General features: G+C 44.8%; 14 protein-coding genes. 3 read left to right on the top strand and 11 right to left on the bottom strand.

Annotated features, from left to right (window positions below; all coding sequences use genetic code 11):
• Nucleotides 1-170: 170 nt before the first annotated feature.
• Nucleotides 171-1,196, bottom strand: a complete 1,026-nt coding sequence (locus METPAY_RS13570) for an mRNA surveillance protein pelota (protein WP_048153086.1) — start codon at nucleotides 1,194-1,196, stop codon at nucleotides 171-173.
• On the bottom strand, nucleotides 1,196-3,106 hold the full coding sequence (rqcH, locus tag METPAY_RS13565; RefSeq protein ID WP_048153085.1) for a ribosome rescue protein RqcH: 1,911 nt from the start codon (nucleotides 3,104-3,106) through the stop codon (nucleotides 1,196-1,198). Before rqcH ends, METPAY_RS13570 begins: the two co-directional genes overlap by 1 nt.
• Before the next feature lie 54 nt (nucleotides 3,107-3,160).
• Here rqcH and METPAY_RS13560 point away from each other — a divergent pair, with 54 nt between their 5' ends.
• From METPAY_RS13560 to METPAY_RS13550, 3 genes are read left to right on the top strand one after another with little or no spacing between them, the layout of a single operon-like run.
• Entirely contained in the window at nucleotides 3,161-3,517 is a 357-nt protein-coding gene (locus tag METPAY_RS13560; protein WP_048153084.1) for an EMC6-like membrane protein, read from the top strand.
• A gap of 27 nt (nucleotides 3,518-3,544) precedes the next feature.
• Nucleotides 3,545-5,320: a ribosome biogenesis/translation initiation ATPase RLI gene (locus METPAY_RS13555; protein WP_048153083.1), complete on the top strand. Its 1,776-nt coding sequence runs from the start codon at nucleotides 3,545-3,547 to the stop codon at nucleotides 5,318-5,320.
• A gap of 49 nt (nucleotides 5,321-5,369) precedes the next feature.
• The gene (locus METPAY_RS13550; protein ID WP_048153082.1) at nucleotides 5,370-6,566 is read left to right on the top strand and encodes a hypothetical protein; all 1,197 of its coding nucleotides are present in this window, start codon (nucleotides 5,370-5,372) and stop codon (nucleotides 6,564-6,566) included.
• A gap of 476 nt (nucleotides 6,567-7,042) precedes the next feature.
• On the opposite strand, the gene METPAY_RS13545 is transcribed toward METPAY_RS13550, so the two are convergent.
• The 9 genes from METPAY_RS13545 to flaJ all read right to left on the bottom strand — a co-directional run bounded on the left by METPAY_RS13545 (nucleotide 7,043) and on the right by flaJ (nucleotide 16,900).
• Entirely contained in the window at nucleotides 7,043-8,092 is a 1,050-nt protein-coding gene (locus METPAY_RS13545; RefSeq protein ID WP_169743679.1) for a ligand-binding sensor domain-containing protein, read from the bottom strand.
• Nucleotides 8,093-8,115: 23 nt separating this feature from the next.
• Nucleotides 8,116-8,622, bottom strand: coding sequence for a chemotaxis protein CheD (locus METPAY_RS13540; RefSeq protein WP_245611652.1), 507 nt, complete (start codon nucleotides 8,620-8,622; stop codon nucleotides 8,116-8,118).
• A gap of 13 nt (nucleotides 8,623-8,635) precedes the next feature.
• Nucleotides 8,636-9,241, bottom strand: coding sequence for a chemotaxis protein CheC (locus METPAY_RS13535; RefSeq protein WP_013329992.1), 606 nt, complete (start codon nucleotides 9,239-9,241; stop codon nucleotides 8,636-8,638).
• A gap of 15 nt (nucleotides 9,242-9,256) precedes the next feature.
• The gene (locus METPAY_RS13530) at nucleotides 9,257-11,602 is read right to left on the bottom strand and encodes a chemotaxis protein CheA (RefSeq protein WP_048153080.1); all 2,346 of its coding nucleotides are present in this window, start codon (nucleotides 11,600-11,602) and stop codon (nucleotides 9,257-9,259) included.
• Between the two features lie 4 nt (nucleotides 11,603-11,606).
• Nucleotides 11,607-12,629, bottom strand: coding sequence for a chemotaxis-specific protein-glutamate methyltransferase CheB (gene cheB / locus METPAY_RS13525; RefSeq protein ID WP_048153079.1), 1,023 nt, complete (start codon nucleotides 12,627-12,629; stop codon nucleotides 11,607-11,609).
• Between the two features lie 16 nt (nucleotides 12,630-12,645).
• Nucleotides 12,646-13,008 carry a response regulator gene (locus METPAY_RS13520; protein WP_013329989.1) on the bottom strand — a complete coding sequence of 121 codons (363 nt, stop codon included), beginning with the start codon at nucleotides 13,006-13,008 and terminating at the stop codon, nucleotides 12,646-12,648.
• Between the two features lie 101 nt (nucleotides 13,009-13,109).
• Nucleotides 13,110-13,919: a CheF family chemotaxis protein gene (locus METPAY_RS13515; RefSeq protein ID WP_048153078.1), complete on the bottom strand. Its 810-nt coding sequence runs from the start codon at nucleotides 13,917-13,919 to the stop codon at nucleotides 13,110-13,112.
• Between the two features lie 3 nt (nucleotides 13,920-13,922).
• Nucleotides 13,923-15,302 carry a hypothetical protein gene (locus tag METPAY_RS13510; RefSeq protein ID WP_048153077.1) on the bottom strand — a complete coding sequence of 460 codons (1,380 nt, stop codon included), beginning with the start codon at nucleotides 15,300-15,302 and terminating at the stop codon, nucleotides 13,923-13,925.
• A complete protein-coding gene (gene flaJ / locus METPAY_RS13505) occupies nucleotides 15,302-16,900 on the bottom strand; it encodes an archaellar assembly protein FlaJ (protein ID WP_048153076.1) in 1,599 nt (532 codons plus the stop codon). Before flaJ ends, METPAY_RS13510 begins: the two co-directional genes overlap by 1 nt.
• Nucleotides 16,901-16,909 lie beyond the last annotated feature (9 nt).

Raw genomic sequence — 16,909 nt, 5'->3', positions numbered from 1 at the left:
TGATTCATGGTGTGTACACGGAGTGGAATATGTCAAAAAACAGCCCGGGGACCCTTGCCGGTCCCCTGGGCGTGCCGTTGGAAGATTATCTTAGCGCAAGGCCCCTAGGCAGGGGCCGTCCGGCGGTTTTTGGCCGCCGGTGCCGGGGTCGCCGGAGAAAAACAATATATTCAGCCGATGGAATACCTTAGCAGAGCTGCGATCCCGCCGAGAGCATCGAGCTGTTTTCCAGGTTCGAATTCTGACGAGAGTACTGTTATCTTTGCACGCATATTCTCTGCTTTGTCGAGCAGTTCGGAGACCCGTAAATCCCTTATCATCTCGTCCGTTACAAGTACCTCGTCTGCGGCTCCCATCGCTACTGCATTTTCAACCTCATTAATACCGTACGCAGCATTTCCACTGGATGAGATCCTGGTGATAAGTTCGTCCATGCATGAAACTTCACGGGCAAGCTGGATATCCTCCGAGATCCGGTTCAGGACTCCCTGGCCGATGACCTCCTGTACGGCACCCCTGCCGATCCTCCTAGTGTCGGCGACCACACATCTTGAAACAAGATCCCTGTCTTTTCCTTCGAGATATTTCATGAAATCTTCTTTTATGAATCCCGGCCCGGCAACGACAACCGGTCCCGTGACATTCGAAAGGTTTGATAAGATCTCGTCGAAGAAACCTGTTCGCATATCCAGTCCTTCCCGTTTTCCCGAGCCCCCGGAGATCGTTGTAAATCTTTCCGGGCCGAACTGCCGTATCCTGTAGATCTCTGCCTCGCCTTCTTCGATCGCCACGATATGAACTACACCGGTCACGGATGCCTTAACGGCCCGGTCGATCCTTTCCATATCGATCTTTCTCCAGTTCTTTATAACCGAGATCTCGAATCCCGCTTCAAGATTTATAGTATGATGGAATCCTGTATCAGGGCCGTGCTCGATGACCCCGCTGATCCTCAACCTGTTTGCATTGTGATGAAACTCAACCTTCTCGACTCTTATCCCGAGCCTGACAGGTTTTTTCTCCATCTTTTCCGGTCTTGCCTTGTCTGTTGCGGAGTCAAGGCTCCTGAAGGTCGTGGCAAAGACAAGATCACTCTCCCTGATGATATGGCCGATATGCCAGAGGTCGTCCGTATTCTCGGGAAACAGCCTGATCTCTCCGAATGAATTTTTCATGTCGCCGAACTCGGCCTTCATTATGAGTTCTCCTTTGTCATATCCACAACTTCGACGATATCCGATCCCCCCGGGGGGACGAAGGCTGCTATGCTTTCGGTATTGAGAACAGTCTTCAAATCCTTAATGTCTTCTTCAGGGATCATCTTTTTCAGTTCCCTCAGGACTTTTTTGGCCGTATCGTTAGGCTCGAATTTTCCCGGAAGGAGCACGGCATAGTATGCGGCAGTCCTTTTTACAGCGCTCTCCGGCCCGCCGATTACCGCAAGTTCGGGTTCAAGCTGAAGCCCTATTGCAATCTTCAGGCCCACATTCCTGAAGTATCTTCTCTCACCCCGGATTATAAATGCACCCCTCTTTACGAACTCCCCCGATTCTGCGGTCTTGCTGACCTGTTCAGGTTTTGCGGCATAGACATCGCAGTTGAAATGGCCGGCTTTCCAGGCATTCGAGTAGGATGCTGCGAATTCCGCAACCTCATCCCAATTCTCCGTTTCTCCTTTAACTACAACAACGCTTCCGCCGTGAACGTCGGCATGAACGAAATAATCCTTCCCTTCTAGGTATTTTTTTCCGATATCTTCGTTACTGCCTGCATCCTGTCCTCCTATTACGAGGACACCGTCGCTTGTGGTGAACCAGCGGTATTTATGATACCATTTCTTCTTCTGTGGTTTGTAATCCTGCCTCTTTTTTGCCGGCTTCTCCTTCGGCATGAACTTCTCCATCGCTACGAGGGCACCCGCCTTCTTCTTTTTGTATTTCTTGATCTCCCCGTAGTACCTGTTCGCATTCGATTCGGGATTTTCGTTTATGAATATCTTTACCTTTTTTCCGCCGGCCATGACATCCACTGCGGATTCTGAAGGATAGATCCTTACGATGGATTTTGCCGCAGGAAGAGAACTGTTTTTGAGTGTCTCCTCGATCTCCTGCCATGATAATTTTGAACTTGCATCCCTGAGGGTGTCTATGATCCCTGAAATATCTTGGTAGTTCTCATATATCGCATCCACTTTCTCCTGTAGTTCGGCGATCTTCTTTTCGAAGTTTACTATCGCTTCCTGCTGTCTTCTGCGGATAATTTCGGATTTCGGGAGTTTCTCTTTCTTAGCATCCTTCGCAGCCGGTTGCGGGAGAGGGAAATAAGCCGAAAGAGCATCATTGAAGCTGGAAAAAGATGATACCGGCTCTTCACCCGGAAGCGGGTATGGCCAGCATCCCGATTTCGTGATGACGGCATTCGTGCCCCTTGACAGGAGTCCCTCTAATGCATTCAGGATCGTCTGCGGTTCGGCCTCAGCAGGGTTCATTGTCTTGTCATAACCTGCAATCCGACAGACCTCCTCTGCATATCTTCCCCCCAGTAAAAAATCGGATGCAAGAGTTCTTACGAGATCCCTTTCTGAATTTTCAAGTACAGTCCTTATGCTGTCAATCGTAATCTCGTCCGTACCTGATTCCGGGAAGATATACTCAGTCCCGGAAACGATCTCGCGGTCTCTGAAGTGCAGTCTTTTCAGCGGATTTATGACGATAAAGTTTTCGTCACACAAAACGGCGTTTCCTTCATTAAATAGTTCGAATATCAGGTTGTATTCTTTCTCCGTTTTACCTATTTTAATAATAAAAATCCTCTGCAGTCCATACTGCTTTATATCCAGAACCCTGCCCCCGCTGATATATTTACGGAGGAACATAGAGTATCCCGAAGGATTCGGGGGTGCATCCGGAAGATTATCTGTAAGATGTGCCCTTCTGCCGCATTCCACCAGGAAATTATATTTGGATTTATCTTCCCCGTTCAGTCTGAAACCGAAGGAATCGGTGTTGTACTGGTAGATCTTTCCGATCCAAAGGGGCAGCCTTTCTCTTATTTCATAGAGCATTGTCCTGATGTCAATGCTGCTCATTCCCTGCTGGGTTGCCATTATATACCAAACTACATATTGTCTGAAAACCAAAAAATAATCACTGGTGTCTCGATGGTCGAGGAGAAACAACTGGATATCAATAACGAAGAGGAAATAAAGAAAAGCCCCACAGATAAGGTCGACGGACACAGGGAGCGCATGCTCAGGACAGGTATAGCCTGCTTTATGGGTATGTTAACAGGAATACTCTCATATGTCATAATTGGAAATCCGTCGGTTCCCCCCGGAGAAAGTCTATCGATTCTCGGATGGCTGTTTCTGCTTGCCGGAATAGTATTCCAGAAACACATCTTCATGGTGTTTAAGATCGATTATACCAAACTGGGAGGAAAGGACTGGTTCTACCAGGCATTCATGACTTTTGCCTTCTGGTTCATATCATGGACGATTCTTCTTTCATTACAATAATTTTGAATATTTTTACTGGTGGTATCAATGCGAATTGCTGTTGTACATAAGGATCGATGTCATTCGAAGAAGTGTGGAAAAGAGTGCATCATCTACTGCCCGAGGGTCCGTACAGGAGACGAGACTGTAGTAATCGGCGAAGACGGGAAAGTTGTAATATCTGAAGAGTTGTGCGTAGGCTGTGGAATTTGTGTAAAGAAGTGCCCGTTTGAAGCCCTTGATATAGTAACCCTGCCCGAAGAACTGGAATTTCCCACACACCGCTACGGGCAGAACGGCTTTGCACTCTATGGAATGGCAATTCCTCTCGAAGGAAAAGTTACCGGTATCCTTGGGCCGAACGGTATCGGAAAAAGTACAGCGGTCAGTATTTTATCTGGGCAGATTATTCCCAATCTCGGTGATTTTGAAACAGATCCGTCCTGGGATGCAGTTCTTAAGCATTATGCAGGAACGGAACTTTTCGATTATATCAAGATGATCTCATCAGGCTCCCTGAAAGCCTCGATAAAGCCGCAGTATATCGACTTCATACCAAAGGTATTCAAGGGAAAAGTAATCGATCTGCTGAAATCAACCGACGAAAGAGGCAAACTTGGGCATTACGTACAAAAGCTGAAGCTTGAGTCTATCCTCGATCGCGATATAGGTAAACTTTCGGGCGGAGAGATCCAGCGTATTGCACTTGCAGCATGCCTTTCCCGCAATGCAGACTTCTATTTCCTCGATGAGATCACTCCTTACCTTGATATATACCAGAGGATGACTGCTGCAGAACTGATCCAGGAGCTCTCTGTGGAAAAGCCTGTTCTAATCGTAGAGCATGACCTTGCAATCCTCGATATGCTCGCAGAAAATGTTCATATCGCCTACGGTAAGCCTTCGGTATTCGGAATACTTACGCGTCCCAAGGGTGTCCGCGTCGGCATCAACCAGTACCTCGAGGGATTCCTGCAGGAGGAAAATGTCAGGTTCCGTGACTATTCGGTAAACTTCGAGACTTATTCGCACAACCGTGAAGTGAAAAGAGAGATTCTTATGACTTTTCCGGCGCTCAAAAAGAATTATGATGGGAAGTTCGAGCTCACCATCCATGGAGGTGAGATAAGATGCGGAGAGGTCCTCGGTCTTGTCGGGCCGAACGGAATTGGTAAGAGTACTTTTGCAAAGATCCTTGCAGGGCTGGAGGAGCCCGATGAAGGGAAGATGGAATCTACGGTAAAAATCTCATACAAACCACAGTATATCAAAACAGATTCCAATGATTCCGTTGAATTCATGCTCAGGCAGGCAACGAACAAATTCGACAGCAATTACTACAAGCATGAAATACTCGAGCCCCTTTCGCTTGAGCCTATTCTCCAGTCGTCCGTCTCCCAGCTGTCAGGAGGAGAGCTTCAAAGAGTTGCAATCGCATTGTGTCTTTCGAAAGAGGCCGATCTTTACATCCTTGACGAGCCGAGCGCTCATCTCGACGTCGAACAGCGTATGATACTCTCAAGGGTAATAAGACGCCATGCAGAATCGTCCGGTTCGGGTGTTCTTGTGATCGATCACGATATTTATGTCATCGATATGATCAGTGAACGGCTCTTCGTATTTGACGGTGAACCCGGAATTTCAGGAAAGGCGCTTGGCCCTATGGATATGAGAGAGGGAATGAATCATTTCCTGAAAGAACTGGGAGTAACCTTCAGGAGAGACAAAACCGGCAGACCAAGAATCAACAAACCCGGCAGTTATCTTGACAGGGAGCAGAGGTCGGCCGGGGATTACTATTATGCTGAAATATCAAAAACATAAATTTAAGTTTATATAAATTTAACCTTTGTAATTGGAATAACGGTGAATTATGCCTCGTGGGGAGAAATTAACGGATGCCATAAGGTATGAAAAAGTTGATGTCCTGAAGAATGATCTCTTCTTATACATCGACAGCAACCCGGATAAGATATCATCAAATATCCCTGTTTTTTATGGTCATGTGATGTCGGCACTCGATAACGCATTTCCTGATATTGACAATAACTCATACGACAATTTCATCGACGACATCTCTTTCCGCATTATGAAGGCGAGTCCCGAGGCTAAATCTGTTGAATTCATCGAAAAAATAATTTCCAATGCCCTGAGGTGCAAGAAGAAAAAGTCCGGGAGATCCACTCTCAGGATTCTCTCGGGCGTCAAGATGATGGATATCGGCAGGTACAGGGAAGCGATTGATTATTTTAGTGATTACTGGAAGTACGATGCCAGGATAGGCATGTATATTGCTTACTGCTATTACGCTCTCTCCGGAAATGAGAAGAAGGCTCTTCACGGGGAAATAGATGACCGGCCGAGTCGTCTTGAACTTCAGGCAAGGGAGACCCTCCTTGAGATGGCCAAGGTAAAACCCTCAGTGAACCGCTTCAAACAGCTGGATATCAAAGATACGGAATCAATGGATCGTGCATTCTGGCTGATGACAAAGAAGGCGCTTGAATGGTTCCCCAATGAGCGGTGGTACGTAAAAATAGGGATTGAAAAGGCCAAAAACGATGGCAATGAAGAAAAAAGATTACAATTCCTTGCATATGCCGTTGATAAGTTCTATAATGACCAGGACTTCCTGAGGGAGAATTTCTACCTGAAACTGGAAAAAAGAGACGGTGTCGGTGCCGCAGGTATCGTAAAACAGATGATACAGCAGAATCCGAACAGTCTTGAACCGTTCTATTACGGGATCAAATTGTCATTGCTTTCAAACAGCAAGAGTACTTACAATGAATTCCGTGACAAGGCGCTGGAAAAAGGAATGCCGAATTACCTGGTTCAGTTATTCGATCTTGCAATATTCGTTATGCGTGATGAGCAGCGTGAGGCAAAACTCCAGTTCAAGCAGTTAAAGAAGAGGTTTAAATCCCTTCATTTCTACCTGGTTGCACTCGATTATCTCATGAACGATATATTCTCTGATGATGATATCCTGAGACATAAGACTTCTAAGAATGCATTTTTTGAATCCATTGACAAATACGCGATGCAGGTCATCAAGATTCAGGAATAAACAGTCTGCTGAATTTTTTTTAAAATAATTTCAGGACAGCAAACAATTACCAAAAACGCTCTGCATTCTCTCATCTTCACGTACGTTCAGATATTACATACATGGCACTGCCGTCTTGCTTACATACCTTACTATACCTTACTCGGGCGACCCCGGCACCGGCGGCCCCAGGTCCGCCGGACGGCCCCTACCCAAGGGCCTTGCCTTAAGATAGCTATCTCACGGCACGCTCAGGGGACCGGCGGGGGTCCCCTAAGCTGTTACATATTTCGTCCCATACATGAATTTACCGCATCTCTCCGCTCAGGGGATACTCGTCTATCCCCTGAGTGGTTATCACCATGAAGAGGCCCCGAGGTCGGGGCCGATCCGTGAGCCTTGGAGAGGCTCGCGGCGTGGGGTTGCCAGCGATGTTCTGATTTATCTGCTGGAATTATAGATGTTGTCGGGTGAATCAGGGATACTAAAGCCTTTTTTCAGATACCCGAAAGAACATTATTGATAATCGTAGAATCCTGCCCGAAAGAACCGGGATTGATCTCAATGGAAGAGACAGCTGTAAACTCTGGCTCATAGTAGTAACCTACGGTCTCTTTTGTTGAAAACCACCATCTGCCGGAATCATCGATATAAATCTTATCTACTTTATAATCTGCAAGCCCGTCAAATCTTGTCAGGTGCCTGCAGACCTCGCCTTTATACCAACAGAAGATACCGTTGTCGGTTCCTATGACATATTTGCCGTCATTTGTAACTGCCAGATCATATATTTTATTTGTACCGCCCGAGAGGTCCTTAACGTTGAAGATATGTTCTGCCCCTGACAATTCATTATAGTAAACTGCATCGGTACTGTTGAAGAATACAACACCTCCGTATGGATATGATGCGATCTCTGTCATATCTTTGGCAATGAGAGGATCGATTATCTGTTTGAATGTTATGTTGTCGAGTCCTTCTATACCGCCGTCGTACGAGAACTGACCATTTGAAGCGGATGCCACATACAGGATATCGTTTGCGTAATCCACCTCAATGTCATTGATATGGTTCCCGAGAAGACCGGTTTCTTCTCCGGGTTTTACCCACCCAAATTTGCCGTTAAAATAGTAATAAACACCTGAATCCCCCGTTGCAATCCACATTATCCTTCCCTGGCGTTTGAGCTTGTTAATTGAAGGATCTATCAGAATATCATCTGCCTGCCTTATTGTTACCGGTTTGGAGTAGCCGTTATATATCTGGATACCGTTGCTGTATCCAATCCACAGGTTGTTCAGGTAATCATATTCTGCCTGGAGAACGTAGTCGTTCAGAGGTATGCCTTCAAGATACCCTCTCTTGTCCGTGGGAAGAGCGTGAAGAATCTTCCATTCTTCATTATCAAATATCGAGATCCCGTTAGATGTGGCGAAAATAATCCTTCCGTTTGCTCCGTCACATATATCCCTGACATCCGCAGTACTTATGGAGTTTGAATCAGGCCAGAACTGGACAAGCTCTGCCGATACAGGATTAAATCCCAATAAAGCTGAAAGGAAAAGTAAAATCAGATATTTATACATGTACCGTCCGCCCTTCTGATTACAATAGCACCATTCTGGCCCGGATCGTACATAATTGATCTTCCGACATTTCCTCCGGTATCTTCACCTTCCAGAGGAATTCTGTTCAGGTTCAGTGCTTCCTTGACAGCCTCGATATTTCTTCCCCCAATATCAAGGTTCCCCTTGAACTGCCTGAACATACTTGATCCGCCTGCAATTTTTGCAATGATGTCCCTCTTGTTGCTTCCTTCGGCAATCAGCTCTCCTAGTAATTCGGGAACAGCTGTATCTGCATATTTCCCCGGCCTGTCTTTTTTGTCATTGCTGTTGGGAAGCATGACATGAGCAACGCCGCCTACAGCCTTTTTTTTATCGTGCAGAACGACAGCTATACACGATCCAAGGCCTATGGAAGTCATTACAAAACCTCCTACCTTCAGTTCGCCAATTCCGATATTTATTCCCTTCAATTCAGGCTTTTTTGAGTCTTCCATCGTGTTCTCGACCATTTACTATAAAATATTACGAGATCATCTTTTCTAACAGTGAAAGGATTATATTTAGTGTATTTTCGTCGGGAAGCATGACAATAGTACTCTCGATATCATGCATTTTTGATGTAAGTTCGGTTTTGAATAAAATTATCTCGTTTATATCAACAGCTACCTGCGCGACAATGCTGGCAAAGGCCGCATGAGACATATCTATGGCAATAGCAGGAGGAGATGGCAGCATAACAACACCCAACAGCGATGCCGTAGCATCAAGGAACTGGGATACCATAATATTTCCTACTTCGAGAAGGGCGCTCTCGTCCATCTCATTTAATTCCCTGTCGCAGTCTGTTGATCCAAGCATCGTATTTGTAAGATTAATCGCGGAATCCTTTGGAATATGCAGAATGACATATCCACCCGGGCTTATTTCTCCCTGGATCTCAAATACGACCAGGGCTGCGATCTCATCTCCGAAATGTTCGGAGATCTCGGAAATATCTATGACCTTCGCTTCAGGGACGGTCATATATATCTCTGACATGAGCATAGTAGACAGAGATGTGGCTGCATGCGATGCACCGATATTTCCCAGCTCTTTCATTGCGTCAAGTTGTGCTTCGGTTAATTCCATCTTAATTCTCCGGTTTTAAATTATCATTGTGTTGACATCAAGTATAGGAATGACATCTCCGTCTCCGGGTATAGTTACTCCTCCTACTCCAGGACATGTTCCGATTATGTTGCTTACAGGTTTGACGACGATCTCCTGCTGTCCTTCGACTACGTCAACAGGTATACAGCATTTTGAACCCTGGTACTGCACAATAACAATCATGCCGCTCGGCTGTGCTTTCCCGAACATTTCATCGAGCCTGTGAAGCTGGAGTACTTCATCTCTTAGCAGGATGGCCTCGCTTTTTCCGATCCTGTTTATGTCCTTTAAGTTAATCTTGGCGACTTCAACGACCACATTGATCGGGATTGCGCATCTACGATTGTTGATCCTGACCATCATCACTTCAATAATCGCCATTGTCGGAGGCAGGGTTAGCGTAAAGGTAGAACCCTGTCCTTCAACAGATTTGACTTTTATTGAACCTTTCAGCGATTCGATCGTACTCTTTACAACGTCTAGGCCAACCCCCCTTCCGCTGATGTCGGTTATCTCTTCCGCAGTGGAAAATCCGGGGAGGAACAGGAATTTTGGGACCTCTTCATCAGGAAGGTTGTCAGCCTCTTCTCCGGTTATAAATCCTTTTTCTATAGCTTTTTTAAGGACTTTTTCCCTGCTGATGCCCTTTCCGTCATCTGAGAGTTCGATAATCACATTCCCCTGGTCGCGATAGGCAGACAGTGTGAGCGTGCCTTTTGGATCCTTACCTGCCGCAATTCTAATATCCGGTGTTTCAATACCATGATTAACACCGTTTCTTATCAGGTGAAGGAGTGGATCTCCCAGACCGTCGATGACACTCCTGTCCAGTTCGGTCTCACCTCCGATCATTGTAAATTCGACCTCCTTCTTATCGTGATGAGCGACATCCCTTACGACCCTTGGGAACCTGTTAAAGATGTGGTTGAGCGGGATCATCCTGATATACATCGTCAGGTTCTGCAGATCTGAGATCGATCTGCTGACCATGTTCAGGGCTTCGTCCATTTCTTTAATCTGGTGCTCTTTTGCAATCTGTTTCAGGCGGCCGCCATTGATGACGAGATCCTCGACAAGGTTCATCATCTGGTCCAGACGTGAGATATCAACCCTGAGGTTTTTGACCTCTTTCTTTTTGTTGTTGTCCCTGCATTTTTCCCGGTTTTTGGAATCCGTGTCGTCTGTTTTTGCAGGTTCTTCCGATTTGGAGGTGCTATCCTTTGCATAGCTCTTGTTTTCAGTCTGAATTTTACTTTTGCTGTCGGTTTCTTTTGCAGATTTTTCAGGTTGGGTCTCTTTCCTGGCCTGGATATCCTGTATATACGGCTCGATCCTTACTTCTTTGATCTCTGTTCCCCTGGCATTGGTCAAAATCTGTGATTCCGGAGATTCGCTGGAGATAATAACTTCAAATGCATCATCTATTTCGCCTGAATCGATCTCATCTATTGAGGGGATTGTATGAATTATCTGTCCCAGTTTTTCAAGGTTCTGCAGGACAATCATTGCCCTGACATCCTTCATGTTGCATTCCGGCTCTATGAAAATTTTCAGTTTATATTCGGGGATTTTTTCAGAGACATCCTCTCCCACCGGCAATATTTCAACATTCTTTATATCGGTAATCTGCGATGCACTAATAAGAGCTTCTTCCCCTGAATCGCTTTCTATAATTATCTCGAGGTCTTCTCCTATCGATCCGTTGTCGATCTCCTCGGCAGAAGGCTCGCTTGATATGATATGTCCGAGCTCTTCAAGATTCTGGATGACTATCAGGGCCCTGACATCCTTCATATTGCATTCTTTATCGATCTTAAGTGTAAGTTTATATCTTTGAATCTTTGGTATGACAGGATTTTCAGACAAGGTTTCTTCTTCGATCCCCTCTTCTCCATCTTCGCACTCAGTTATGATGGAGATTTCATCGACCGCCGGGACGGATGTATCCTCCTGCTGCCCCTGAGTTTCATATTCTTTTAATTTTTCAACGAGATCGTCTTCATTTATCGATGAACTGTCCCCGCCGCCTTCGATATCGTCTATCATCTCTTCGATCCGATCGGTACAGGCAAGGAGTATATCTGTCAGTTCAGGAGAGATGTCCAGTTCACCGCTTCTTATACAGTGGAATACATCCTCCATCTTGTGGCAGAGACGTTCCATCTGCATATATCCCATCGATGCCGACATTCCTTTCAGGGTATGGGCGGCACGGAAGATCTCATCGATAGCTGTGTCGTCTGAACCCTCTTCCAAAACCAGAATATTATTCACTATGGTCTCATGGTTCTCCAATGATTCCGCAACAAATAATTTTCTGTAAGAGTCCTCGTCTGTCATGTAATCACTCTATTGACGCTATATATTTCGATATATCCCTGGGAATTGATTTAAGTGACAATACTTTGTCTACGCTGTTTCTTTCGAGTGCAGACCTTGCCATGCCGTAGACAAGGCAGTCCTCCTCTTTAACGACTATCGCTCGCCCGCCGGCATTTTTTATATATTCCATCCCTTCTCCTCCGTCGCTTCCCATGCCGCTTAATATTACCCCCATGGTCTTTTTTCCGAATACTTTAGCCCCTGAGGCGAATGTTTTGTCAACAGCAGGTCTGACCGCATGGACAGGAGGAGCTTTCGAATGGGTAATTTTTCCGCCCATCTTTCCGTTTGATAAAGGGTTTGCGGAGATAATTGTGTGAAAACCACCTTTTGAAACATATATGCATCCGATTTGAAGCAGTTCGGCATTCTCCGTCTCTTTGACTTTAAGCGGCGAAATCCTGTTCAGTCTTTCGGCAAGGGATGCAGTGAAGCCGGCAGGCATATGCTGTGTTATCACCACTGCTGCATTAAGATCTTCTTTTAAAGAAGATACAACCGAGTCAAGCATCGGGGGACCGCCTGCTGAAGATCCTATCATGACAAGGTTTTCTGCAGGCTTTTGGATAATCCTTGGTTTTTCCGTTATGGAAGGGATAGTTATCAGATGCTTGATTTTAGATATGAGTTCCTGTTCGATTCCACGGATTTTACCGAGATTCTTAGGTTTGAGCATGAAATCGTCCGCACCAAGATCCAGACCTTTCTTGGTCAGTTCTGCATCCCTGGAAGTCAGAGTTGAAAGCATAAGGATTTTCGGAGGATTTTCGAAGGACTGGAGTACTTCCAAAACCTCTATCCCGTTCATGTTCGGCATCTGGATATCCAGTGTGATTACGTCCGGAGACAGGTCCTCTATTTTTTTGAGTGCATCTCTGCCATCCTCTGCCGTACCTACTACATCGATCGAAGGGTCTCTGCCCAGCAGGTCTGTAAGGACCGTCCGCATAAATACGGAATCATCTATAACAAGAACTCTTATCATACAACGGTCATTGCTTTTATGAATTCAATACGTTGTTCACTTCTTCCAATACCTTTGGAGCCTGGAAAGGTTTCACGATATAGCCCTTTGCTCCGGATTTTATTGCAAGTTTGACCATCTGTTCCTGTCCCACGGCGGTGCACATAACTACTTTGGCCGAAGGGTCTTCAGCCATTATTGCTTTTAAAGCTTCGATGCCGTTCATCTTCGGCATTACAACGTCCATCGTGACGAGATCAGGTTTAAGGCTCTTGTATTTTTCAACAGCCTCTTCTCCGTTCTCAGCTTCGCCGACGATATCATGAGAGCCTGAAAAGAGGATATTTTTCAATAGTGTTCTCATGAACATGGTATCATCTACAACTAAAATCCTTCCCATTATGAATCAATATAAGTTCTTCTACAACCGCTATTAAGACTATCGAAAAATGCATGGTTATATCGGAAAAATATTTCGAAAAAAGAGATTGAAGCAAACATTTATGTCTTTACTGCCTCATTTACAAATCTTACGCCCTTTGTAGTAAGTTTGACCTCACGCCTTGTCATGACGACTTCCACAAGGCCCTGCTTGATGAGTTTGTCGTATATTTTTTCAATCTCCTTATGAGAAATATTCACCATCTTTTCAATTGCATGGGAGTCCATACCTGAATATACAAGCATTGCGACCTGAGCAGAAACATCATCCACATCGCCTGCACTTACCTCGGTACCTTTCGTGGCATCTTTCAGGTAGTTGAACAGGATCTGGAGAGTTGTAAGGGGGCAGAGAACGAAACTCGTTACAACCTCTTCGTCTTCTATATTTACAATCTGTACAACATCATTGTCTTTGCCCTGCACTTCTCTTTTTGTCAGTTCGATTCCTGTTACTTCATCAAGAGGTATGCAGATCTGCTTGTTCTTGCTTACGAACCATATCCCTGTTTTTAAAACCGCAATTGCACCTTTCTCCCAGGAGGCGTTGCTTACCATGACACCCCCCCGTATTGCGGGCGACATGAAATATGCCATGAGCCTGTATGCCGAACAACCCATGATTATTGTCTTTTTCAATATCTGGAGTACTTTAGGGATTGATGCAATCTTGTAGGATTCTCCTTTTTTTGTACTGATCGTGATAATATTCTTTTTTTCTTCAAGGTCGTCTATCGCCTTAATTTTTATTTCTGCAGATATAGGGTCAGGAAATAGTATTCTCTCTTCGTTAACTCCGATTTTCGCAGATATCCATTTCCCGCCGTGTTCTATCTTTACAGGGACCTGTTTTAAAGTAGTCTCTGTCATTATTCAAACCCCGGATTCATCTTCATTTATATGTTCAGGTTTTGAATTTCCTTCACCATCAATCTTTTCAACCTTTACTCCCAGACCGTAGAGTACAGATTGCAGTTCATCTACCAGTTCTGTGCTGTCTACATTAGTATCCTTTAAATCCCTGACAAGACTGAGTTCCTGAACGACAACCGCTTTTTTCGTATCAGCCTTGAGCATTGCGAAGAGATCGTCATCATCCAGTCCACCTCCTCCGCTGCCAAAGGAGAGTGATAATGGTTCGTCTACAGGTAATTCTTCAGAACCCGCACCCTGTTTGGTTTGCGACCATTCCTTAGGCGGAGCGGCGAATAGATCGTCCGATTCTTCCGGGGGAGCAACTACTACTTCCTGTGTTTCTTCCTCTGAATCTCCGATCTCTATAGAATCCTCCTCCTCTTCGAAATCCAGATCCTCTTCGGGCTCTATTTCGTCGAGGTCAATCTGATCGAATTCATCCATCTCCTCGTCTTCAAGATCAAGTCCTGAAACATCACTGTCAAGTTCGTCGAAATCACTCAATCCCTTCCTGCCGCTCTCCTTATCAGGTTCTGCGCTATCTTCATCCCCAGAAAGTTCAGGGAATTCGTCATCTGATTCGAGATCGAATTCTATACCTTCCTTGGCAAGAATTTCGGCGATTGCCGAGTCGGGTATGTCCTCCTCCATGCCTGCAGCAGCCGAAGCACTTTTGCTTTCAGGTTCCGGGATCTCGCCCCCATCTCCTAATCCGAAATCCGAATCTTCATCTTCAAGCCCCAGGTCCAGATCGTCGAAATCAGAAAAATCATCCTCGCCTACTTCAGCCGCCGCTACGGCAGAATCTTCTGTTTTGCCAGGCCCGACTACAGGTTCGTTTATCGTTTTATCAAGCAGTTCATCAATTTTTTTGGTTTTATCATCCTTGCCGTCTTTTGATTTTATTTTGGAAAACAGTCCTGAGAATGGGGATTTTTTATCCGGAGTTCCTTCGGATTTTTCCTTCTTCTCTTTTTTAAATGGCAGTTTTTCAATAAGGCCGGAGAAAGGAATCTCTCTTTTTTTCTTATCTTTATTGCTTTTTGTATCAGTTTCCTTCTTTTTCTTTGGACTACTTTTCAGATCTCCGGTTTTTTTATCGGTTTTGGATTTTTTAAGGGATATAGGTTGATTGAGTCTTTCTTTGAATGATAAAATATCCTCTTTCAGTTCTTCAAAGGATAGGATATTAAGTCCGAAGAGCATCACAACCCCGATTATAATGGATATCAGGAATACGAGGATTGGGCTTAATTCAAGAAATGTTACTGCTGTCCCTGCAAAAATTATGGTCAGCATCATTATCAGTCTTCTTGTGGAGTCGTTCATAGAAACCATTAAATCGCCTCAAATCCTGGGATTGTAAATAAAGCCGCTACTATTACCGGAGTTACTATATATATTATTCCCGTCAGACCAATTAAAATGCTTCCGAAAAAGTACAGCATTGATCGGTGACCTCCTTTAACGATTTTTCCTGCAAGAATGTTTGCTATGGTGATAATCATTATACTAATTATCAGGAAAGTCTGCATTTTATCTTCGGGAAAATTAGTAAAGATGTTTATAGAACTGACCATTGATCCTCCCAGGGAGGATGTGGACGAACTCAGGGCGGCAGCAGTATCAGTAAATGTTGTCATAACGCTCGTGATTGCACGTGACATAGTAATGAGGATGCTGTACAGGAAAGTGAAGATGGCAATCATCGCTATATGCATGGGTATGAGCAGAACAATAAAGCTCGTGGCGAGCATCTCACGTTTCTGCCTTAGGAGTGTTTGTTCGAGCATCGATCCGCTTACGATCTGTGATACCTCCGAAGGTCCCGCACCAAGATCTACCGAATCGCGAAAGATTCCCAGATATTTATAGATCAGGTTGCTTCCACAGTCTTTTATAAATCTGGTCCATACGAGTTTTTCATCAAGACCAAGGTTGAGTTTTGAATAAACTCCGTCTATAAACGGTCCGAGTACAGAAAGTGATTTCCTGTCGACCTCTGACATAGCAGGTCCTACAGTCATGCCCATACCCCCCATGATTGCTCCCAACCCCCTGATGAATACAGTGAAATCTTCATCCCTTGCTATGATATTTTGATCGTCTTTAAATCCAAGGTAACCAATCGGTCCGAGCATAAGCCCAACTAGGATGCAGATAACACCAAAATTGATACCAAGGAAAAGCATTATAATTGAAATCAGGAGAGTTACAGGGATAATAATCCGTTCGAATTTTGCGATCAGGTTCTGTTCATAACTGCCGCCGTCTTCAAGTCCGTGTGCTTTCTGATCGTCGGGGATTGATTTATACATTGTAATCAGGCCGAAGGCGGAGACCCCTATTGTCAGGAAATAAGATGAGTTGAGGGTTGATTCGAGATCGTCGGGGGCGTAGATCGCAACCGAGACCATGATAATAATGCTTACAATGGTTGCAGAAAGCATAAGTGCGATATATGCGTCGCCCCATTTTTTCAGCATCTCGATACCCTGTTCGAAATGGTTCCTATAGACATTTCTGACAGTCCCAAGCTCCGAAGTAAGGAATTCTTCATCAGGAACACCCGATTCGATGGAGTTTCCGAACCTGTTGAACAGGCTCTCGAGCATCTTATTTCTTACGCGATCTGCTACGAGAAGGAGTGCTTCGGCATAACTGTAATTCCACCTCTTGACAAAACACTCCACTCTTTTCATAGCTTTTGAGGGCAGGTATTCTTTTCTTTCGGCAGTATATGCAAAAATCTCCGGTCTTGAAACATTGGCATGAATAATCGATGCCATATAAGTGATCATGAAAAGGAGATCATTTCCCATTTTCTTGTTATCTCTGATATCGTTTATTTTTTTGAACAGATCTCCCAAAGTATCTTCAAATGGCAGTTTTCCCCCGTTCTTTTCCCTGAGATTCTCTATAGTGCTTTCGAACATGTTTGCTGC

Origin of the sequence: Methanolacinia paynteri, from assembly GCF_000784355.1 — an archaeon.
GTDB classification, from domain to species: Archaea; Halobacteriota; Methanomicrobia; order Methanomicrobiales; family Methanomicrobiaceae; genus Methanolacinia; species Methanolacinia paynteri.
The sequence above is the reverse complement of the archived record's forward strand: the minus strand, read 5'-3'. Positions and strand labels throughout refer to the sequence as shown.